Genomic DNA, 19,949 nt, shown 5'->3' on the forward strand with positions numbered 1-19,949 from the left:
GTTACCTGATAATTAGCACCGGAATCGTAACTTTATGTCTAACGGAATCTACTGTCGTACCAAAAATTAAATCTTTTAAGCCTTTATGCCCGTGGGCACCCATTACCAGTAATTCTAATTCATTCTTATTGCTAATGTCAGCAATGGCTTTGGCTGTACTTCCAAAACCAATAAAAGTGCTGGAATCATAGCCTAAATCGGCTAAGTTATTTTTGTATTTTTCCAGGTTTTCTGCATCACTTTGTGTTTCATGGTCCATAACTATATCTCCATGGTAACGTGCGGCAGCAGTTTCAACCACATGCATTAAATAATAGTGTGCATCTTTACCGCCCTGGATTAACGCATGTCTGATTGTATTTCGGTCATTTTTAGAAAAATCTATCGCTATGCCTATTCTTTCGTATTTTATTTTTTCAATATTACCGATTGATAAGGCATTACCATGGGGAACTACTTGTTTTTCAAGATTTCTTTTATCCAGTATGGGGTGTAGAAATACATAAATTAAGAATAGCACTGTTAAAATTACAGCAGGAAAAATAATCACATAAATCCACCAGCCACCGGAATCTTTGGTCCAGGTACTAATCTCCTCAATAACCAGTTTTACATTTAAAGCAATAATTCCTGCAGCACTGGTCCAAGCCAAAATTTTAATCCAGGGTTTAATTGCAAAATCCTTCATTAAATTTTTGTCAGACGTAAAATGAATTAATGGGATAATTGCAAATCCTAACTGCAAACTTAAAACAACCTGACTTAAAACTAATAAGCCACCCAATGCATCATCGCCATAATGTAGAATAGTGAAAAATGCAGGTATAATGGCCAGTAAGCGTGTAATTAAACGCCTTAACCAAGGCTGGATCCTTAAACTAATATGTCCTTCCATTACAATTTGTCCGGCCAATGTGCCTGTTACTGTAGAGCTTTGTCCGGCAGCAATTAAGGCAATAGCAAATAGGGTTGGAGCAATATTTCCAAAGATGTTGGATAATAATTTATGGGCATCCTGAATTTCAGCCACTTCATGTAATCCATTTTTATAAAATGCGGCAGCAGCAAGAATTAAGATGGCAGCGTTAACAAAAAAAGCAAGGTTTAATGCAACAGTGGTATCAATTAAATTAAATTTTAAAGCTTCCTTTATTCCTTTGTTTGTACGCTCTATTTTTCGGGTTTGGACCAATGATGAATGTAAATAAAGATTGTGCGGCATTACGGTTGCACCAATAATACCAATGGCAATGTATAAAGCATCACCGCTTAAAAGCGAAGGTTCAAAACCTTTAACCACCTCCTTTATTGAAGGTTCTACAATAAACATTTCTGCTAAAAAAGAGATGCCTACAATAAACACCATTGATACAATAAAACCTTCCATGGCCCTCATTCCTTTGTTTAATAAAAACAACAAAAGAATGGTATCGAAGATTGTAATGGAAATCCCCCAGATTAAAGGTAAACCAAATAGTAACTGAAGGCCAATAGCCATACCAATAATTTCGGCTAAATCGCAGGCTATAATTGCAGTTTGTGCCAGTCCAAATAAGGGAATATTTGCCCATCTGGGATACGCGTGTTTAGAAGCTTGCGCTAAATCCAATCCACGTACAATGCCCAGGCGTGCACTCAGTGATTGCAACAATAGCGCAATAAGGTTAGACATCAGTAAAATCCAAATGAGCTGATAGCCAAACTTACTTCCTCCAGCTAAATCGGTTGCCCAGTTGCCGGGGTCCATATAACCTACGCTAATTAAATAAGCGGGCCCAATAAAAGCTAAAATTCTGCGCCATCCTTTGCGCTTATCAGTGGCAATGCTTTGATGAACTTCACTCAGTGATTCAGATTTTGCCATTTTCTGTTGTTAATATATGTTTTGCCACTTCTCTGCTTATGTTAATTTGTTTATCACCAACTATAATTTCTACTGAACCATCGAAATCGGTAACATCAGAAATTTTAATTTGTTTGCCAAGTGTTAGGCCCAGCTTTTCCAAATGTTTTAGAAATGCTGAACTATGCTGGCTTACGCCTGTGATGGTACCGCTCTCTCCAATTTTTAATTCTATCAGTTTAATAAATTGAGTTTTTGCAAAGCGACCATTTTTATCTGGAATAGGATCACCATGAGGATCTGATTTTGGAAATCCTAAAAACTCATCTAAACGTTCGATTAAATTTTCTGATTTAATGTGTTCCAATTCTTCGGCAACATCATGCACCTCATCCCACTTAAAATTAAGTTTATCAACTAAAAAAACTTCCCATAAACGATGTTTACGCACAATATTAATGGCAGCCTGTTTTCCTTTTTCTGTTAACGTTACACCTTGATATTTAATGTAATCAACTAAACCTTTCTCCGCTAACTTTTTAATCATATCAGTTACCGAGGCTGGCTTGGTTTGAATTTGCTCAGCTATTGCGTTGGTTTGAACAGCATTTGCACTTTCTGATAAATGATAAATGACTTTGAGGTAATTCTCTTCGGTGAAGCTTTGCATTTATGTGTCTCTAATTTTATTTTTAGGTAAATCTAAAAAAATAAAATTAAAATATATAAGATAAATTATGTTAAAATTTAGAATATAATTTGGTTATGTTTGTATTCTCAATACCTTTGAAACTATATGGCATCAGAATTAGATAAAATTGATTTTAAAATCTTAAGAATTCTACAAGAAAACGGAAGAATCACCAACCTGCTTTTATCACAGGAAATCGGTTTATCACCGGCTCCAACTTTAGAGCGTGTACGTAAGCTTGAAATGGCGGGCTACATAAAAAGTTATCACGCTTTAGTTGATGAGGAAAAACTGGGCTTAGGTATAAAAACCTTTATTCAGATTCAACTTGATTTTCATAAAAACAATACGATTCAAATTTTTCTGGACGAGGTAAATCAAATTAAAGAAATTACGGAATGTCACCATGTGACTGGCCAGGCAGATTTTTTATTAAAAGTTTATGTAAAGGATATAAAGGCCTATGAGCGTTTAATTATGGATAAAATCAGTAAAATATCGGTAGTAAAAACTTTTCAAACGATGATGATCATGTCGACTACGAAGAAAGAACCGATTGTGCCGTTGGAATACTAAGGTTTTTTAAATAATTTACCACCTAAGACATGTAAGTCCACCTAAGCTGGGCGATTAAAATTGCTTGCTAAAAACCCTAAGGTGATCTCAGGTGCTTAAGGTGGTTTATACCATATAGAATGGCTTTATAGATTTTGCTTTTCGAATAGTTTTACCACCAAAGACATGTTAGTCCACCTAAGTTGGGCGATTAAAATTGCTTGCTAAAAATACTAAGGTGATCTCAGGTGTCTAAGGTGGTTTATACCATATAGAATGGCTTTATAGATTTTGCCTTTCGAATAGTTTTATGACCTAAGACATGTTAGTCCACCTAAGCTGGGCGATTAATGTTGCTTGCTAAAAATACTAAGGTGATCTCAGATGCCTAAGGTGGTTTATACCATATAGAATGGCTTTATAGATTTTGCTTTTCGAATAGTTTTACCACCAAAGACATGTTAGTCCACCTAAGTTGGGCGATTAAAATTGCTTGCTAAAAATACTAAGGTGATCTCAGGTGTCTAAGGTGGTTTATACCATATAGAATGGCTTTATAGATTTTGCCTTTCGAATAGTTTTATGACCTAAGACATGTTAGTCCACCTAAGCTGGGCGATTAAAGTTCCTTGCTAAAAACACTAAGGTGATCTCAGGTGCCTAAGGTGGTTTATACCATATAGAATGGCTTTATAGATTTTGCTTTTCGAATAGTTTTACCACCTAAGACATGTTAGTCCACCTAAGCCGGGCGATTAAAATTGTTTGTTCAAAAACTAAGGTCGTGAAAAATTTATGCTCCAAAATCGTACATAAACTCACTTACATAACTCCTCTTTCCATTTTGAACAATGTTTGTCGAATTAAAGTTTATTAAAAGCCCTTTAGGTATCTTTAATAATTTCATATAGGTCAAAATTTGGGCTTCGCGAATCGGGTGTAAACTCTCTACAGATTTCAATTCCAGGACCATACAGTTTTCAATAACCAAATCGGCTCTAAGGTCTGTATCTAAAAGCACATCTTTATAAGCAAGTAAGATGGAATGTTCAGCTGTAAAATTTATATTTTGCAACTGTAATTCCCGCATCAGGCATTTTTGATAAACGCTTTCGAGTAATCCTGGCCCAAGTATTTTATGCACTTCTATACAAGCACCAGTAACTTTATATTCTAAATTGTCGAGAAAAGTTTTGTTCATCATAAAAATCAGTTCATTAGTTAAATGTATTTTTGAGATGATTTTTTGAACAATTCGCTAAAATATCCTAAGTAGGATCAGGTAAAGGAATTACATAAGTAATTTATTAATAATTTCTGAAATTTCCTCAGCATTTTGATAAACCATAAAATGGGTTCCATTATTAATTTCAAAATCTAAATTTTTTCGCATAACTTTTCAAGCTATCCTTCAATGAATATTTAATCCATTCTATATGAATAATTTCTAACCCTTTATCTAAGTTAATTTTAGAAAATATACGTTTGTCAGCACCGAGGCCACTAATGAAATATACTTTCATTAAGCTGGTAATTGCCAGTCAATAGGTTTTAAGTTATTCTGAATGAGGAGCTGATTCGTTTTAGAAAAATGCTTGCTCCCAAAAAAGCCGTTGTAAGCAGAAAATGGAGATGGATGAGCAGCAGTTAAGATATAATGTTTTTTCTCATCAATCAGACTTGCTTTCTGCTGTGCATATTTACCCCACAACAAAAAAATAAGATGTTCTTTTTTCTGAGAAAGGGCTTTAATAATTTCGTCTGTAAAAATTTCCCAGCCTTGATTTTGATGTGAACCTGCTTCTGATGCCCGGACGGTTAAGGTCGCATTTAAAAGCAATGCACCTTGCTCTGCCCAATGAGTCAGGTTTCCGTGGTTAGGTGTTTTAAACCCCTCCACATCAGTTTCCAACTCCTTATAAATATTCTTTAAGGATGGAGGAACTGTCATGCCTCTCTGAACAGAGAATGATAGTCCATGTGCTTGTCCAACACCGTGATAAGGATCCTGGCCTAAAATTACAACCTTAACTTTGTCAAAAGGGGTAGTGTTTAATGCGTTAAAAATATCAGTCCCTTTAGGATAAATAATTTTACCATTTTGTTTTTCATCTTGCAAGAATGCTTTTAGCTTAATCATGTAGTCTTTTTCAAACTCCTGATCCAATACAGCTAACCAACCTGGTTCTAATGATGCAGACATATTTTTAATGTAAAGTGTGATTAGTATAAATACAAAAAAGTCAGACTTATGGTTGATGTACAATCAAGGCTTAAGCCATCACCATTATCTACAAATAACTGTTACGATTTCTTTTGTAAAATAGCTAACAAATCTCCCTCAAGTGTTGTTTTAGGATGTTCAACAATTCTACCTAATTCTCTCCCATTTTTATCATAAACTATAAAAGTAGGCACACTTACAATATTAAGTCCGTCTATAATTCCGTTTTCAGCTTTTTTATGGCCATCAACGGCAATAATATCAATATTTTTTTCTTTAAAGTGAAGCCCGTCCAGTACTTTAAAAAAGTTAGGAACATTTACTTTACTGTCGCCGCACCAGGTACCCAAAACAATTTTGATTCTTTCCTTTTTAATTACTTTTTTAAGCTCAATCATGGTTGCAGTTTCCGGAACATAAGCTTCGTAAAGTGGATCATACATTTCCTTAAACTCCGGAAAAGTAGTAATACCTTCCCGCGTGCAATTGTTAATTAAAATATCTTTATTGTGGGCCTGGTCGTGGATTTTTTTGTTTACTTCTTGTGCGGAAAGATTCATGGCAAGTACGATTAGAGTAATAGAGAAGAAGGTTTTCATGGTTTTGAAATTTTTAATGAAATTATTGTTTTAAAATCTAATTTCTGCTATTTAAACACGATATTTGCAAAAAAAAATAATTAGAATAAAATTTATGCCAAATATTATCAGATTAATTGCGGGGTTTGCATTATTGGGTGGCGCAGTAGCTTTATTTGTTTTTGGTTTCTGGCCATGGGGCATAGTAGCCATCTTATTAGGATTAATTGTACTGGTTACTTATTTCTTTAACGAAAATATGCTTTTAGCACAATGGTTTTTACGTAAAGACAATATGCCAAAGGCTGAAATGTTTTTAAAACGCATTACCAATTACGAGAGCCAGTTAATTAAAGTTCAGCACGGATATTATAATTTATTAGTAGGCTTAATTGAAAGCAGAAGAGCACCAATGCAAAGTGAAAAGTACTTCAAGAAATCACTTGCTTTAGGAATGCATATGGACCATAATATTGCTTTAGCAAAATTAAGTCTTGCAGGTATTGCCATGGCTAAAAGAAATAAAAGAGAAGCTACAATGTATCTTGCTGAAGCGAAGAAAGCAGATAAAAATAAATTACTGGCTGATCAGATTAAACAAATGAAAGATCAGATGGGGATGATGGATAAGCAACAGCAAGTTCGTTACAGATAAAATATTTAAATTTTAGTACAAGCCATTCTTAATTGAATGGCTTTTTTTATTTTGGATAGTCACGGCCAATAAACCTACCCTCGCCTAAAAGAAACTGAACGGCCCGTTTTACATTTTTCGCTATCGATGCTTCAGTTTTTAAGTTCGCAATATATCTGATTACTTCTTTTCGCAGATAGGGAGCTAGTTCGTTGAAAATTTCTTTAGCCTCTTTATTTTCTTCCAATGCCTGGATGAGTTTTGGATGTGTTTCAATTTCTCTTATTTCAGGATCAAATTCTATTTCAAATCTTGCTGTATCACCAACATCTTTTCCTGCAGCTTTTCGCATACCTGTATTTAAGTATAGCCGCCAGTTGCCCGCATATTTTATAAGCGTTTGATTAAAGGCATGACCATCTATTTTTATTCTGACCGGAATTGTACCTCTATCTTTTTTTGCCTGTTTAAAAAGATAAGTTAAATAAGTTTCCGGAATGTATACATATGGGTTTATTCCAATGATATAAATTTCGGCTTTAAATGGCTTTGGTTTACTATTCTGCATAATAAAACGATTACTTTAAAGATAGCTTTTTAAGTTTATTACAGAAAGTTATGGCGCCTGAGATTGGCTCTGGTTAGATACTTGCTTTTCAAAATATTAAAACCAAACAGATTTTTTAATTGTAGTGTATATAAAATCTTATACCTATGGAAACATCACAAGAAGGAAGTACAAACAATACTCAGGAAGAGAATATTAAAGATTTAGGCGGGAAAGAAGCCATTGAAAAGCTAAGAGGTTTAGCCGAAAAAGCTGAAAGTTGCTTTTTTTGTACCAACATTAAAATAGGTTTACCCTTATCAGTAAGGCCTATGGCTATGCAAGAGGTGGATGACGAGGGTAATATTTGGTTTATGAGTATGAAAGACAGCACAAAGAATGATGAAATTGCTGCTGACCCTTTTACGCATCTATTATTTCAGGCTGGGGCGCATTCAGGATTTGTAAATATATATGGCATTGCAGAAATTAGCAGGGATCAGGAAATGATAGATAAGTTATGGAGCCCTTTTATAAAAACATGGTTTCAGGGTGGAAAGGATGATCCAAATATTACCTTAATAAAAGTAATCCCGTCTGAAGGTTATTATTGGGATACTAAACACGGTACTGCTGTTGCATTTTTAAAAATCGCAGCTTCAGTAATAATGGGTAAAACGATGGATGATTCTGTTGAAGGAACTTTAGATATTGATTAAGGGGATTTAAAACCCAATTTATTTCAATCATACAGAAGAAGATATTAAACAAATTGAATTTGATGGCTGATTATTTATCTCCTAAATAATCAAAGCCTTCAAATTCTTCTCTTTTAGCCCTACGGCTGATGATGTCCTCTTCATCGTTTGCTTTTTTAAAGAAAAAGGCTTCAGCCTGTATTCTTTTAATTAACTGGTGAACCAAAGAAAGATCAAAAGTATCCTTATTTAATTTTATGCAGTATTCGCTTTCTGTAATTTCTAAACTTGAGTTCATAGCAGATGTTTTTTTGTTAACTACTGCTGTAAATATAGAAAAGGCTTGCTAAATGTTTATTAGCAAGCCTTTTAAGTTTTTGTTATGTTTTTGTTAAGATGAAACTCTTCTTATTTAAAATTAAAGAGTCAGCTTAACTATTTATGCGATAAAAACAGGCCATCATCAGTTTTGGTAACCTTCAAAATGCCTTTTGATGTTAAAGCTTTTAATGTGGTGTCCCATTTTTTGTTACTCCAGTCCGTCAATTTTCCTTTTACATCAGATAAAAGATCTTGTGCTTCTTCAGAAATCAGCGAAAATAATTCTGTTTCTTCAGCAGTCATTTCAATTTTCTTTTTCTCTGGGCGCATCTGCGGGAAGAATAGAACTTCCTGTATAGTGCTTTGGTTAGTCATTAACATAACAATACGGTCTATACCGAAACCTAAACCTGAAGTAGGAGGCATACCATATTCTAAAGCACGAACAAAGTCATCATCCATTGCCATAGCTTCTGCATCGCCACGATCAGCCAATTTCAATTGATCTTCAAAGCGTTCTTTCTGGTCAATCGGATCGTTTAGTTCTGAATAGGCATTTCCAATTTCTTTACCATTTACAAATATTTCGAAACGCTCTACCAGTCCTTCAGCAGAACGGTGTTTTTTAGCAAGCGGCGTCATTTCTATCGGATAATCAGTAATAAAAGTAGGCTGAATTAAATTTGCTTCTACTTTTGCACTGAAAATTTCATCTACTAATTTACCACGGCCCATTGTAGAATCAATTTCAATATCTAAACTTTTGCAGGTTTCCGCAAGTTCCTCTTCGGTCATTGCCGAAACATCAATACCCGTATATTTCTGTATCGATTCATACATGGTTAACTTTTCGTAAGGACCTTCAAAGTTGATGTCGTTTTCGCCAACTTTAACCACTGCAGAACCATTCGTTGCAATTGCTACTTTTTCTAAACACTCTTCAACCATAGCCATCATCCAGATATAATCCTTATAGGCTACATAAATTTCCATTGAAGTATATTCTGGGTTATGCGTGCGGTCCATACCTTCATTACGGAACATTTTACCGAACTCATAAACACCATCAAAACCTGCAACAATTAACCTTTTTAAATATAATTCATTTGCAATACGCAAATAAAGAGGCATATCTAAAGTATTATGGTGCGTAGCAAAAGGCCTTGCTGCTGCACCCCCGTGGATAGGTTGAAGAATTGGTGTTTCTACTTCCATCCATCCCTGCTCATCAAAATAATTACGCATGCTGTTAATTACCTTGCTGCGTTTGATGAAAATTTGTTTGTAATCCGGATTTACCGTTAAATCTACATAACGCATGCGGTAACGTAATTCCGGGTTCGTAAAACCATCGTATACATTTCCTTCATCATCGCGTTTTACAATTGGTAAAGGGCGTAATGATTTAGCGAGAACTTTAAATTCTGTAACGTGAATAGAAATTTCTCCCGTTTGCGTGGTAAAAACATAACCTTTAACACCGATGAAATCCCCAATATCTAAAAGTTTTTTAAATACAGTATTGTATAATGTTTTATCCTCACCCGGACAAAGTTCATCTCTTTTTAAGTAAACCTGAATACGGCCTGTAGAATCCTGAATTTCAGCAAAAGAAGCGGCACCCATAATGTTACGGCCCATAATACGACCAGCTAAACTAACGGTCTTATAAGCAGTTTTGTCCTTTTCGTAATTTGCTAAGATATCTGCAGCGCTTACGTTAATTTCATAAGATTCTGCAGGATAGGGCTCTATACCCAATTGGCGTAGTTGTTTTAGCGACTCGCGTCGTAATATTTCTTGTTCTGATAATCCTATACTCATTTCGGGTATTTTTTGCAAAAGTAATGATTTTGCAATTGTTATGTAATTATAATTAACAGCAATAGTTGTTTAAATGCTGATGGCTACAAAGATAAGAAAGGAAAAGGAATAACTAAATGCTTTGGATGATATAAACGATTTTAAAAGTGCAACAGGTAAAGGAATTAGCAGAATTTCTACATTTAATTTTACCTTAGCAAAGATTGTTTCTGAAAATAGAAAAATAACCAAAATCCATATCATCCAAGTTAAATGAAATTTAAATTAAAGCCTTTACAAAAGCAATTCTTATTAACGCTTTCCATCGCATCATTATGTTTAGCTTCGTTTAATGGTTTTGGCCAGATAAAGGATAGTGTAACTTTAAACAGCTTGATTAATAAAAAATCTTTTACTTACAATAAAGATGTGTTTAACGGTGTGGGATGGGAGTTATTAAAAAATGAAATCGAAAAAGTGCAGTTTGTTATGATTGGGGAGCAGCATGGCGAAGCTGAAATACCTGTTTTTACCGAAAAAATTGCCACTCTATTTAAGCCGAAAGCTTTTGTTGCGGAAATAGATCCTTATTCTGCAGTGCGATTAAAGAAACTGGCAATTGATCCGGCAGGGTATTCGGCGCATTTTAAAAAGTGGCCTTACGATCTGGCATTTTATTGCTGGGACACAGAAATGAAACTTGCTAAAAAATTGAGTGAAGATCATGTAGATATCTGGGGGCTTAACGAAATTACCTTTATGTCTGCAGGCTTGTTTTTTGAAGAACTGGCCAATGTATCTAAAATACCAGCCAATAAGGCCCTTGCGAAAAAAATAGCTGTTGAATATGGAAATAACGACCGTCCAATGTATTTTGACTCTAAGAAATGGGACAATCTAAGTTTTTCCAAGTTAACTACAGGACACATTGATACGCTGTTAACCGTTTTTAAAGACGATAATGTACAGGCTAAGAAAATGTTATTTGATTTGAAAGCAAGCCGACCGCTTTTATGGGCTAATTATTCGCTCCGCATAAATATGATGAAGAAAAACCTTTTAAATTATGTTGCACCATATATAGGAAAGGACGCTGTAAGCATTCCTAAATTGCTATTTAAATTTGGAGCCAATCATGTTACACGTACAAATGATATCACCGGTTTATTTGAAGTAGGTAACCTTGCAGATCATTTAGCTGCTGCATCAAATAAAAAAACATTACACATTCTAATTTTTGGAAAAAACGGAACAATTAACTCGATGATTTCTCCAGATAATAGCAAAGCAATTCAACCTTATAAAATAGAAAATGATAAAGATTTATCCATATTTACGCCATTTTACAACCAGTTAAGTGATCAAGAATGGGCTTTCTTTGATTTGAGACCTATACGTACGGCCATACTTAAAGGAACAATTAAGGGCGTTAATACTAATCTGGAGGCTTTTATTAAAGGTTATGATGTACTTGTTTTATTTTCGCCAACCACCGGAAATAAATTTATTGAATAATTTAATTTTTACAGATGTTATATTTGTTTTGAATGACGATTATTCCGGATTAATAAAAAAATGCTATGGCTGATATAAATAAGATACAAACTTCAAATTTTGATTTTTTACAATTATTAAAGCAGAATAACGATCGGGAATGGTTTGCCGCACATAAAACTGAATTTCAAAAGGAACAAGGAATTATAGAATCCTTTGCGCAAACGCTCCTGGATTTAATGAATACCCACGATGTAATTGAAACGCCTTCAGGAAAGAAGAGTTTATACCGGATTTATCGGGATACCAGGTTTTCGAATGATAAAACACCCTATAAAACGCATTGGAGTGGGAGTTTTAAACGTACGGGAAAACAAAGAAGAGGTGGGTATTACTTTCATATAGAGCCGGGAAATAGCTTTGTCGCCGGAGGTTTTTTTGGACCGTCGCCGCAGGATTTGAAATTAATAAGAGAAAATATTTCTTTTGATGCGCAGCCGCTTAGAGCTATTTTAAAAGATAAAATGTTTGTTGCCTCCTTTGGAACTTTAAAAGGAGAACAATTAAAAACCACTCCAAAAGGCTTTGCTGCCGATGATGAGGCAATTGATTTACTCCGTTATAAACAATTTTTACTGGTTAGTAAATTTACAGATGATGAGGTTTTAGATAAAGGTTTTTTAGATAAGTGCAATCAGGCATTTAAAAATATGCGTCCGTTTTTTGATTATATGAGCGAAATTTTAACAACGGATGCGAATGGACTGGATGTATAGATAAAATTGAGATTGGATTCTAAATAAAAAGGGTGATAATTACATTAATAATTTATCACCCTTTTTTAATTATGATTCGGCTTCTATGCCTTCTTCATACATATCGTTAATGGCTTCAGCATATTTCTTTTCAACAATACGGCGTTTAACCTTCATTGTTGGTGTAATTTCACCTTCATCAATATTAAATGGATTACGCTTTATCTTAAAGTTTTTAATGCGTTCAAATTTAGCCAGCTCGCCTGAAATCTTTTTAATGTCTTGCTCTATCCAATCCACAATTTCTTTATTCTGAATAAAAGGGTCACTTTCTTCAAAGAAAGAAGGTTGAAGCTTAAATGTTTCTTCCATGGTTTCTTTATTCGGAATAATAATAGCTGTAATAAATTCACGCTTATCACCTATTAAAAATAACTGGTCTATTTTTGGGCTTTTAAGGTAAATATTTTCAACGGGTGTAGGGTAAACGTTTTTGCCGTATGCATTTACGATCATGTTTTTCAAACGATCTGTAATTTGCAGGTTACCCTTATAAAAACGACCAATATCGCCCGTATGGAACCACATATCTTTATCAATGGCCTCAGCTGTTTCAGCAGGTTTGTTAAAGTAACCTTTCATTACGCAGTGGCCGCGAACTATAATTTCACCTTCAGCACACTCAAATTCTTCATTAAAGGTTTCATGTGTTTGTACATTAATAATGGCTTTACTTTCTACATCCTGTATACCAACTTCTATTCCCGGAATAACTCGACCAACTGTTCCATAAACCTGTCTGTGGTATTCGGTTACAGACATTACCGGCGAAGTTTCCGTTAAGCCAAAGCCTTCTAATATTTTTATGCCCAAATCGCCAAAGAATTCGCCTACATTTTTAGGCAGTGCCGCACCGCCTGAAATCATAAATTTTAAGCGCCCACCGGTTTTTTCTTTTATTTTACTGAACACTAATTTTTCAGCAATTCCTTTCTTTGCAGATAGAATTAATCCCGGGCTTTTGCCCGCTTCTTTTAGTACACGGTAGTTTTTTCCGGTTTCTAAAGCCCAGGTAAATATTTTCGCTTTTGCACCACCAGCGGCTGTACCAGATTTTATTGCCTTATCATGAATGCGCTCGAGCAAACGCGGTACGCAGCTCATTACTGTGGGGCGAACCTCGCCCATGTTTTTCGCTAATAATTCTAAACTTTGAGCAAAGGCAATTTTACAACCCTGCGCACAACATACATGGTAGGTTGCAGTACGCTCAAATACGTGTGATAGTGGTAAGAAAGATAAAAATGTTTCTGTCTGGTCAATCACCGGTATTTGCTGCAAACAAACTTTTACATTTTCAACGAAATTGCTGTGCGTAAGCATTACGCCTTTTGGTGTGCCGGTAGTGCCAGAAGTATAAATTAAGGAAGAAACATCTTCAGGTAAAACTAAGTTTCTGGCTTCGTCAATTGCTGCCTTTTCTGCTGCTGTAACCTGATGTTTTAACGCTAAGATATCAGCAAAGCTAAACACTTCTACTTTTACATCTTCAGGTATAACTACTTTTTCGTAATCTTTAAAAGCAGGAATAATATATTTTAATTCTTTACAGTTTGCAGCAACTTTTAATACTTTACGGTACAGGAAATTATTGCCAACTAAAATGGCCTTAATACCCGAATCATTTATAATGTAAGCAACTTCTTGTTCAGACAAGGTTGGATAAATGGAAACATTAATGGCGCCAATTTGCTGAATGCCCTGATCGTAGTAAACATACTCAGGTGAGTTTTCGATCATTAAACCTAATCTGTCGCCTTTCTGAATATCTTTTTCAAGAAAAAAAGCAGACACTGCATCCGCTCTTTTTAAAGTGTCTTCGTAAGAAATTTCAGTCCATTCGTTACCTTGTTTATGTATCAAAAAGGTATCTTCCTGTTTATGAATGTTTTTTACAACATTACGTAAAAGGGTAGGAACCGTTGAAAACTCATTTATTAATGGCATGCTCGTAATAGTGTGTTTGTTATAATTAACAATTATAATGCTTTTTGGTTTAATAATACAAAACAGCCAATTTTTAATCTACTGTTTTAAAAATGGCTTAATTAATTTGTTGGCATTATAAGTACGATTTAGAAAACAAAATCGATTTCAGCATTCTTTTAAACGCAAAAAAGGTTCCATAAAATGGAACCTTTCTAATTTGTAAAATATTTTATACAGAGAAGCTTTCGCCACAACCGCAACTGCGGCTTGCATTTGGGTTAATGAAGTTAAATCCTTTTCCATTTAAACCATCAGAGAAATCTAATTCTGTTCCGGCTAAATAAAGAAATGATTTCATATCAAGGGCGATTTTAATGCCTCTATCCTCAAAAAACTGATCTCCGGTTTTAGATTCGTTATCAAAATCTAAATTATATGATAAACCTGAACAGCCTCCTCCTTTTACAGAAACACGTAAAAAATAATCAGAACCCAATTCAGAATCCTGCATCAGGTGGTCTATTTTATCTTTTGCTTTATCGGTTATAGTAATCATGTTATTTACGATTTTAAACTTAGGTTTTTAGATTAGCTGAAATACGATGGTAATTCATCAATCTAAAATCTAAATTCTTTTTAGTGATGTGATTTTTCTAATACTAATGCATCTAAACCATTTTTAACGCGGTAATCGTTAATAGCTGATTTAATTGCATCTTCTGCCAATACAGAGCAGTGGATTTTAACAGGAGGTAAAGCCAGTTCTTCAACAATATCCATATTGTCAATAGTTAAAGCCTCATCAATGGTTTTTCCTTTTAACCATTCTGTAGCTAAAGATGATGATGCAATTGCAGAACCACAACCAAATGTTTTAAATTTAGCATCCGTGATTACGTTATCTGCACCAACTTCAATTTGTAAGCGCATTACATCGCCACACTCAGGTGCGCCAACTAAACCTGTACCTACATTTTTCTCATCTTTATTTAAAGTACCCACATTGCGGGGGTTGTTATAATGATCAATTACTTTTTCTGAATATGCCATTTTATTTTAGATTGCAGATTTTAGATTTACGATTTCTAAAATCTATTTCTATTAAATATTTTAAATTGTAAACTGCTAATCGTAATTCGTCAATCTACAATTGTAATCTGCTTAGTGTTCTGCCCACTCAATTTTACTTAAATCAATTCCTTCCTTAAACATCTCCCAAAGTGGAGAAAGTTCTCTTAAGTGATTTACAGCTTTTTGAGTAATTTCAATGGCATGGTCTATATCTTCTTCTGTTGTAAAACGACCTAAGCCATAACGAATAGAAGAGTGTGCTAAATCATCTGATAAACCTAAACTTTTTAGTACGTAGGATGGTTCTAAAGATGCCGAAGTACAGGCAGAACCAGAAGATACAGCCAAATCGCTCATAGCCATCATTAAACCTTCGCCTTCAACATATTTGAAAGAGATATTTGCTACATGTGGTAAACGGTGTTGTGTATTACCATTAACATAACTTTCTTCCATTTTGTTTAAAGTAGACTCTAATCTGTCGCGCAATGCAGATAGACGGGCTGCTTCACTTTCCATTTCTAAACGGCAAAGTTCGCAGGCTTTACCTAAACCTACAATACCCGGAACGTTTAATGTACCAGAACGCATTCCACGTTCGTGGCCACCACCATCCATTTGTGCGGTTACTTTAACTCTCGGGTTTTTACGACGAACATAAAGAACACCAACGCCTTTAGGACCGTACATTTTATGTGCTGAAAAAGCCATTAAATCAATTCCGTCTGTATTTACATCCACAGGAATTTTTCCAACCGCCTGCGTTGCATCAGTCATAAATAAAGCGCCATGTTTGTGTGCAATATCAGAGATTTCTTTAACCGGTTGGATTACGCCAATTTCGTTATTGCCATACATAATAGAAACCAGGATGGTTTCTGGTGTCATAGCAGCTTCTAATTCAGCTAAATCAATTAAACCGTCTTCTTTTACGCCTAAATAAGTTACTCTTGCACCATTTTTTTCAAGGTGTTTACAAGTATCTAAAACAGCTTTATGTTCAGTAACTGCAGTGATAATGTGGTTACCTTTTTCTTTATACATCTCAAATACACCTTTAATAGCAAGGTTATCTGCTTCTGTAGCACCAGATGTAAAAATAATTTCTTTATCAGTACAGCCGATTAATTTGGCTACCTGCTCACGAGCATAATCCACTCCCTCTTCTGCCACCCAACCAAAAGCGTGATTGCGGCTTGCGGCGTTTCCAAATTTCTCGGTAAAGTAAGGTAGCATTGCTTCCAGCACCCTTGGATCAAGTGGGGTAGTCGCATTATTATCTAAATATATCGGCTGTTTCATTTCAGTTACTATTATTTGTAATACAAAGATACAAAAAAAGTTTTCTAACAATTATAAATAATAGCTATGAGGTTATAGTTAAAACCTGCATTTTTACATTCAACAAACCTTTTAAACCATGAACAAGATAGAACACGTTGGAATTGCCGTAAAAGACCTTGAAAAGGCAGTTTCCATTTACGAACAATTGTTGAATACTTCTTGCTATAAAACGGAAACGGTGGACACTGAATCTGTAAATACTGCATTTTTTAAAGTTGGCGAAAATAAGGTAGAATTGTTGCAGGCAACTTCAGAAGATAGTGCCATCGCTAAGTTCCTGGAGAAAAAAGGAGAGGGCATACACCACATTGCTTTTGCTGTTAATGATATTTTAGCAGAAATGGAACGTTTAAAAGCCGGCGGATTTGTTTTGTTAAACGAGGTGCCTAAAAAAGGAGCCGATAATAAAATGGTCTGTTTCGTTCATCCAAAAAACACTACTGGCGTTTTAATTGAGCTTTGCCAGGAAATTAAATGGACGTAGCTTAATAAAAAAAGTACGAACTAAGATTTTTTTAGAAATTAACGGATTGTGTTTCTTTTGATAATATAGACCTTACTTACAACGTGTCTTTTCCCTATCGCAGAAAAATAATAATATAAATGAGTGATATTCAATCGCTAATCAAAATTATAAATAAAGATTTTGATTTGGAGCAAAACCTGTCTGAAAGTCAATTGCGGCATACAATGATTGATGCTTTTGCTTATCTGGTGGATAATGATTTTCCTAAACTGATTCAGATTTTATACAAAGCTGATGTTGATCAATATAAGCTAAAGGAATTGCTGGAAAATACAATGGGGCTAAGTTCGGCTGAAGTGATTGCAGATGCTTACATCAATCGCCAGCTTGCTAAAATAGAAACCTGGAAAAAGTATAGTAAACCAGCATAAGGGTTTTAATGCTCCTTACGCTGGCTTTATAATTTATTTATTTATCTAAAGGAGCCATTCCAAACATCAGTACCAATTTATTGTCTTGGTAAAAGTTTAAAGTCTGGTCAGCAACATCGAATTTAAAACTATTGTTTGTTAATAGTTTCACAAAATCACCCTCCAGTTTGCTTTTGTCCGCATCTATGCAAGCCATCATGGTACTTGCTATATTTTTAAAAGAAATCTGATCGTTTTTCAATTCATAAGCACCAAATATGCGGTTACAGCCTCCAGAGCCACTCATTGCATTTTTATCGCTTTTAAAAGTTAAATAAGCAGAAGTGTTGTTTTGCGTAATACCATTGATTTGAATTAATTTCCAGTTGTGTTTCGTTACAAAAGTCCAGCTGTCGGGTTGTTTGTCAAAAATCTGTGTTTTCTTAATTACTTTCTTTAATTTATAAGTGTAAATGGAAGCATCTGCCGGAACATTTTTTCTTTTGGTTCTGATTACGTCAATAACATATCTGTAACCAGGTTTATAATCAAAACCTTTAATCTGGCTATAAAAAAGCGTCCAGTCTTTACTGTTTTTATATTTTACCTGATAGCAGGTTTGCGGCGCAACTCCAGTACAATTTGCTACATCTTCTTTAACTGTTAATCTAATGGTATCTGCTTTTGCACCCATTGTAAGGGTAATAAGTGCAATAATTAAAAATGCTGATTTGTACATTGATTTTAAATTTAATTTAAGTTTCATTTTCTTTGTGTTTTAATTAAGATGCCAGGGCATGCGTTTTTCCATAACAAATTTGTGCCCAACAAGCATTTTTATTAAATATTTTTTATTAAAAGTTATTGAAGCTTGATTTTTATAAAATATTTCAATACATTTGCATCCTCTAAAATAGAGGTAGAAAGACTAATAGGAAATGTCATAAGCGTTGTTGCCAGCAAATTGCAAAAATGTTCTTGATGCTTTCACACAAATAACTAAAATAATATTTCAAATGAAAAAAGATTTGCACCCAACAAGCTACAGACCAGTTGTTTTCAAAGATATGTCTAACGAATATGCTTTTTTAACAAAATCTTGTGTAGAAACTAAAGAAACGATCAAATGGGAAGATGGTAATGAGTATCCTCTTTATAAATTAGAGATTTCTCACATGTCGCACCCTTTTTATACTGGTAAAATGAAATTGGTTGATACAGCAGGACGTATCGATAAATTCAAAAACCGTTACGCTAAGAAATAATTTAGCTGCAAAAAAGCATTTTTTGAAGTCCCTTTGCCAAAAGCATCGGGACTTTTTTTATTTTTGTGGCTTATGACAATCAATCTGTTTGATGATTCCAGTTGGGAATCATTACGTCCACTTACTTATACCAGGCCGGTAGCTGATTTAAGAATTGGTATTTTAACCATAGCCGAGAAGTGGGCCAAGTACCTCAATGCCAGTTTTGGCTTCATTACCAAAGATTACCTTACAGCTAAATACCCATCTTTACAAGTAGCTGATGTTTTTATTAATGGATCTATTTGTCCTGATGAAGGTTTGCTGGGAGCCATTACAGCGTTAAAAAGCGGAGAAGCTTTAATTCAGGGAGATTTGGTGCTGGCTTATAAAGCCGATTCGACTACAGCGCATAGTTTAACCTTAGCCAAATCTTTAAAACCAATAGCCTATCATTCTAAATTTGTCCGCATTGTTTATCCGGATAATATTTTCACTTATAACGGCGAAGAGTTGAGAAAAGATTTTGCTTTGTTAACTAAAGGACGCAGTTCTTCATCATTAAGCTCAACAAATACATTTTTAGGAGATGATATTTTTGTTGAAGAAGGTGCAGAAGCAGAGTGCTCGATTTTTAACAGCAGACAAGGGCCTATTTATTTAGGTAAAAACAGTCAGGTTTGGGAAGGGAGCATCATTAGAGGATCGTTTGCACTTTGCGAAGGTTCTTCGGTTAAAATGGCTGGTAAAATTTATCCCAATACAACCATTGGGCCTTTTAGCCGCGTTGGTGGTGAAATTAATAATGCTGTAATCTGGGGTTATTCTTCAAAAGGACATGAGGGTTATTTAGGAAATGCTGTATTGGGGCAATGGTGTAATATTGGTGCTGATAGCAATAACTCCAATCTTAAAAATAATTATGCTGAAGTGAAATTATGGGATTACGAAGAACAAAGTTTTCGTAAAACGGGATTGCAGTTTTGTGGGTTAATTATGGCTGATCATGCTAAATGTGGTATTAATACCATGTTTAATACCGGTACAGTTGCCGGGGTAAGTGCTAACGTTTTTGGTGCTGGTTTTCCACGCAACTTTATTCCCGACTTTGCCTGGGGCGGGGTACATGGTTTTGATGTATACAGCCTGGATAAGATGTTTGAAACAGCAGAAAAAGTTTACGAAAGGCGCCATTTGGAATTTAACAAAATAGAAAAAGATATTTTAAATAAAGTATTTGAAATGACAGCGTTACATCGTCATTTTTAGTTTAAATAATAGA

General features: G+C 34.7%; 22 protein-coding genes. 9 read left to right on the top strand and 13 right to left on the bottom strand.

Features of this window, described 5'->3' with window-relative positions:
* Position 1: 1 nt before the first annotated feature.
* On the bottom strand, positions 2-1,864 hold the full coding sequence (locus R2Q77_RS07110; RefSeq protein ID WP_316803026.1) for an Nramp family divalent metal transporter: 1,863 nt from the start codon (positions 1,862-1,864) through the stop codon (positions 2-4).
* Positions 1,851-2,513, bottom strand: a complete 663-nt coding sequence (locus tag R2Q77_RS07115) for a metal-dependent transcriptional regulator (RefSeq protein WP_316803027.1) — start codon at positions 2,511-2,513, stop codon at positions 1,851-1,853. Before R2Q77_RS07115 ends, R2Q77_RS07110 begins: the two co-directional genes overlap by 14 nt.
* A gap of 126 nt (positions 2,514-2,639) precedes the next feature.
* On the opposite strand from R2Q77_RS07115, the gene R2Q77_RS07120 reads away from it, so the two are divergent.
* The gene (locus tag R2Q77_RS07120; protein WP_025142637.1) at positions 2,640-3,110 is read left to right on the top strand and encodes an Lrp/AsnC family transcriptional regulator; all 471 of its coding nucleotides are present in this window, start codon (positions 2,640-2,642) and stop codon (positions 3,108-3,110) included.
* A gap of 772 nt (positions 3,111-3,882) precedes the next feature.
* Here R2Q77_RS07120 and R2Q77_RS07125 read toward each other — a convergent pair.
* From R2Q77_RS07125 to R2Q77_RS07135, 3 genes are all read right to left on the bottom strand, one after another.
* Entirely contained in the window at positions 3,883-4,293 is a 411-nt protein-coding gene (locus tag R2Q77_RS07125) for a GxxExxY protein (protein ID WP_316803028.1), read from the bottom strand.
* Positions 4,294-4,611: 318 nt separating this feature from the next.
* Positions 4,612-5,292: a uracil-DNA glycosylase gene (ung, locus tag R2Q77_RS07130; RefSeq protein ID WP_316803029.1), complete on the bottom strand. Its 681-nt coding sequence runs from the start codon at positions 5,290-5,292 to the stop codon at positions 4,612-4,614.
* A gap of 101 nt (positions 5,293-5,393) precedes the next feature.
* On the bottom strand, positions 5,394-5,912 hold the full coding sequence (locus R2Q77_RS07135) for a thioredoxin family protein (protein ID WP_316803030.1): 519 nt from the start codon (positions 5,910-5,912) through the stop codon (positions 5,394-5,396).
* 94 nt (positions 5,913-6,006) lie between these two features.
* Here R2Q77_RS07135 and R2Q77_RS07140 point away from each other — a divergent pair, with 94 nt between their 5' ends.
* The gene (locus R2Q77_RS07140) at positions 6,007-6,546 is read left to right on the top strand and encodes a DUF2892 domain-containing protein (RefSeq protein WP_316803031.1); all 540 of its coding nucleotides are present in this window, start codon (positions 6,007-6,009) and stop codon (positions 6,544-6,546) included.
* A 46-nt stretch (positions 6,547-6,592) separates the two neighbouring features.
* On the opposite strand, the gene R2Q77_RS07145 is transcribed toward R2Q77_RS07140, so the two are convergent.
* Positions 6,593-7,093 (bottom strand): YdeI/OmpD-associated family protein, encoded by a 501-nt coding sequence (locus R2Q77_RS07145; RefSeq protein ID WP_316803032.1) that lies wholly within the window; start codon positions 7,091-7,093, stop codon positions 6,593-6,595.
* Between the two features lie 146 nt (positions 7,094-7,239).
* On the opposite strand from R2Q77_RS07145, the gene R2Q77_RS07150 reads away from it, so the two are divergent.
* Positions 7,240-7,791: a pyridoxamine 5'-phosphate oxidase family protein gene (locus R2Q77_RS07150; protein WP_316803033.1), complete on the top strand. Its 552-nt coding sequence runs from the start codon at positions 7,240-7,242 to the stop codon at positions 7,789-7,791.
* A 70-nt stretch (positions 7,792-7,861) separates the two neighbouring features.
* On the opposite strand, the gene R2Q77_RS07155 is transcribed toward R2Q77_RS07150, so the two are convergent.
* Both R2Q77_RS07155 and lysS read right to left on the bottom strand, forming a co-directional pair.
* A complete protein-coding gene (locus tag R2Q77_RS07155) occupies positions 7,862-8,068 on the bottom strand; it encodes a hypothetical protein (RefSeq protein ID WP_316803034.1) in 207 nt (68 codons plus the stop codon).
* Between the two features lie 137 nt (positions 8,069-8,205).
* Positions 8,206-9,915, bottom strand: a complete 1,710-nt coding sequence (gene lysS / locus R2Q77_RS07160) for a lysine--tRNA ligase (protein ID WP_316803035.1) — start codon at positions 9,913-9,915, stop codon at positions 8,206-8,208.
* Between the two features lie 252 nt (positions 9,916-10,167).
* Between lysS and R2Q77_RS07165 the strand changes: the two genes are divergently transcribed.
* Both R2Q77_RS07165 and R2Q77_RS07170 read left to right on the top strand, forming a co-directional pair.
* Positions 10,168-11,409 (top strand): hypothetical protein, encoded by a 1,242-nt coding sequence (locus tag R2Q77_RS07165; RefSeq protein WP_316803036.1) that lies wholly within the window; start codon positions 10,168-10,170, stop codon positions 11,407-11,409.
* Positions 11,410-11,474: 65 nt separating this feature from the next.
* Positions 11,475-12,164 carry a DUF2461 domain-containing protein gene (locus tag R2Q77_RS07170; RefSeq protein WP_316803037.1) on the top strand — a complete coding sequence of 230 codons (690 nt, stop codon included), beginning with the start codon at positions 11,475-11,477 and terminating at the stop codon, positions 12,162-12,164.
* Between the two features lie 69 nt (positions 12,165-12,233).
* Here the strand turns inward: R2Q77_RS07170 and R2Q77_RS07175 are convergent, their stop codons facing one another.
* The 4 genes from R2Q77_RS07175 to R2Q77_RS07190 form a co-directional block, all read right to left on the bottom strand.
* On the bottom strand, positions 12,234-14,150 hold the full coding sequence (locus R2Q77_RS07175) for a long-chain fatty acid--CoA ligase (RefSeq protein WP_316803038.1): 1,917 nt from the start codon (positions 14,148-14,150) through the stop codon (positions 12,234-12,236).
* A 211-nt stretch (positions 14,151-14,361) separates the two neighbouring features.
* Positions 14,362-14,688: a HesB/IscA family protein gene (locus R2Q77_RS07180; RefSeq protein WP_131537349.1), complete on the bottom strand. Its 327-nt coding sequence runs from the start codon at positions 14,686-14,688 to the stop codon at positions 14,362-14,364.
* 80 nt (positions 14,689-14,768) lie between these two features.
* Positions 14,769-15,182 carry a Fe-S cluster assembly scaffold IscU gene (gene iscU / locus R2Q77_RS07185; RefSeq protein ID WP_316803039.1) on the bottom strand — a complete coding sequence of 138 codons (414 nt, stop codon included), beginning with the start codon at positions 15,180-15,182 and terminating at the stop codon, positions 14,769-14,771.
* 111 nt (positions 15,183-15,293) lie between these two features.
* Positions 15,294-16,505 carry an IscS subfamily cysteine desulfurase gene (locus R2Q77_RS07190; RefSeq protein ID WP_316803040.1) on the bottom strand — a complete coding sequence of 404 codons (1,212 nt, stop codon included), beginning with the start codon at positions 16,503-16,505 and terminating at the stop codon, positions 15,294-15,296.
* A gap of 118 nt (positions 16,506-16,623) precedes the next feature.
* On the opposite strand from R2Q77_RS07190, the gene mce reads away from it, so the two are divergent.
* Together mce and R2Q77_RS07200 are read left to right on the top strand one after the other, a co-directional pair.
* A complete protein-coding gene (gene mce / locus R2Q77_RS07195; protein WP_316803041.1) occupies positions 16,624-17,031 on the top strand; it encodes a methylmalonyl-CoA epimerase in 408 nt (135 codons plus the stop codon).
* A gap of 119 nt (positions 17,032-17,150) precedes the next feature.
* Positions 17,151-17,444, top strand: coding sequence for a hypothetical protein (locus R2Q77_RS07200; RefSeq protein ID WP_316803042.1), 294 nt, complete (start codon positions 17,151-17,153; stop codon positions 17,442-17,444).
* A 37-nt stretch (positions 17,445-17,481) separates the two neighbouring features.
* Here the strand turns inward: R2Q77_RS07200 and R2Q77_RS07205 are convergent, their stop codons facing one another.
* Positions 17,482-18,189: a DUF4377 domain-containing protein gene (locus tag R2Q77_RS07205; RefSeq protein WP_316803043.1), complete on the bottom strand. Its 708-nt coding sequence runs from the start codon at positions 18,187-18,189 to the stop codon at positions 17,482-17,484.
* 250 nt (positions 18,190-18,439) lie between these two features.
* Between R2Q77_RS07205 and R2Q77_RS07210 the strand changes: the two genes are divergently transcribed.
* Both R2Q77_RS07210 and R2Q77_RS07215 read left to right on the top strand, forming a co-directional pair.
* A complete protein-coding gene (locus tag R2Q77_RS07210) occupies positions 18,440-18,688 on the top strand; it encodes a type B 50S ribosomal protein L31 (RefSeq protein ID WP_131537355.1) in 249 nt (82 codons plus the stop codon).
* Between the two features lie 72 nt (positions 18,689-18,760).
* The gene (locus tag R2Q77_RS07215) at positions 18,761-19,936 is read left to right on the top strand and encodes a putative sugar nucleotidyl transferase (RefSeq protein ID WP_316803044.1); all 1,176 of its coding nucleotides are present in this window, start codon (positions 18,761-18,763) and stop codon (positions 19,934-19,936) included.
* Positions 19,937-19,949: the final 13 nt, after the last annotated feature.

This window comes from Pedobacter nototheniae, from assembly GCF_032678625.1.
In the GTDB taxonomy this organism is placed as follows: Bacteria; Bacteroidota; Bacteroidia; order Sphingobacteriales; family Sphingobacteriaceae; genus Pedobacter; species Pedobacter nototheniae_A.

What these genes read in the sequence shown, in the direction of transcription:
- R2Q77_RS07110 (WP_316803026.1), bottom strand. Translation starts at nt 1,864, where the DNA reads ATGGCAAAATCTGAATCACTGAGTGAAGTTCATCAAAGCATTGCCACT.
- R2Q77_RS07115 (WP_316803027.1), bottom strand. Translation starts at nt 2,513, where the DNA reads ATGCAAAGCTTCACCGAAGAGAATTACCTCAAAGTCATTTATCATTTA.
- R2Q77_RS07120 (WP_025142637.1), top strand. Translation starts at nt 2,640, where the DNA reads ATGGCATCAGAATTAGATAAAATTGATTTTAAAATCTTAAGAATTCTA.
- R2Q77_RS07125 (WP_316803028.1), bottom strand. Translation starts at nt 4,293, where the DNA reads ATGATGAACAAAACTTTTCTCGACAATTTAGAATATAAAGTTACTGGT.
- ung (WP_316803029.1), bottom strand. Translation starts at nt 5,292, where the DNA reads ATGTCTGCATCATTAGAACCAGGTTGGTTAGCTGTATTGGATCAGGAG.
- R2Q77_RS07135 (WP_316803030.1), bottom strand. Translation starts at nt 5,912, where the DNA reads ATGAAAACCTTCTTCTCTATTACTCTAATCGTACTTGCCATGAATCTT.
- R2Q77_RS07140 (WP_316803031.1), top strand. Translation starts at nt 6,007, where the DNA reads ATGCCAAATATTATCAGATTAATTGCGGGGTTTGCATTATTGGGTGGC.
- R2Q77_RS07145 (WP_316803032.1), bottom strand. Translation starts at nt 7,093, where the DNA reads ATGCAGAATAGTAAACCAAAGCCATTTAAAGCCGAAATTTATATCATT.
- R2Q77_RS07150 (WP_316803033.1), top strand. Translation starts at nt 7,240, where the DNA reads ATGGAAACATCACAAGAAGGAAGTACAAACAATACTCAGGAAGAGAAT.
- R2Q77_RS07155 (WP_316803034.1), bottom strand. Translation starts at nt 8,068, where the DNA reads ATGAACTCAAGTTTAGAAATTACAGAAAGCGAATACTGCATAAAATTA.
- lysS (WP_316803035.1), bottom strand. Translation starts at nt 9,915, where the DNA reads ATGAGTATAGGATTATCAGAACAAGAAATATTACGACGCGAGTCGCTA.
- R2Q77_RS07165 (WP_316803036.1), top strand. Translation starts at nt 10,168, where the DNA reads ATGAAATTTAAATTAAAGCCTTTACAAAAGCAATTCTTATTAACGCTT.
- R2Q77_RS07170 (WP_316803037.1), top strand. Translation starts at nt 11,475, where the DNA reads ATGGCTGATATAAATAAGATACAAACTTCAAATTTTGATTTTTTACAA.
- R2Q77_RS07175 (WP_316803038.1), bottom strand. Translation starts at nt 14,150, where the DNA reads ATGCCATTAATAAATGAGTTTTCAACGGTTCCTACCCTTTTACGTAAT.
- R2Q77_RS07180 (WP_131537349.1), bottom strand. Translation starts at nt 14,688, where the DNA reads ATGATTACTATAACCGATAAAGCAAAAGATAAAATAGACCACCTGATG.
- iscU (WP_316803039.1), bottom strand. Translation starts at nt 15,182, where the DNA reads ATGGCATATTCAGAAAAAGTAATTGATCATTATAACAACCCCCGCAAT.
- R2Q77_RS07190 (WP_316803040.1), bottom strand. Translation starts at nt 16,505, where the DNA reads ATGAAACAGCCGATATATTTAGATAATAATGCGACTACCCCACTTGAT.
- mce (WP_316803041.1), top strand. Translation starts at nt 16,624, where the DNA reads ATGAACAAGATAGAACACGTTGGAATTGCCGTAAAAGACCTTGAAAAG.
- R2Q77_RS07200 (WP_316803042.1), top strand. Translation starts at nt 17,151, where the DNA reads ATGAGTGATATTCAATCGCTAATCAAAATTATAAATAAAGATTTTGAT.
- R2Q77_RS07205 (WP_316803043.1), bottom strand. Translation starts at nt 18,189, where the DNA reads ATGAAACTTAAATTAAATTTAAAATCAATGTACAAATCAGCATTTTTA.
- R2Q77_RS07210 (WP_131537355.1), top strand. Translation starts at nt 18,440, where the DNA reads ATGAAAAAAGATTTGCACCCAACAAGCTACAGACCAGTTGTTTTCAAA.
- R2Q77_RS07215 (WP_316803044.1), top strand. Translation starts at nt 18,761, where the DNA reads ATGACAATCAATCTGTTTGATGATTCCAGTTGGGAATCATTACGTCCA.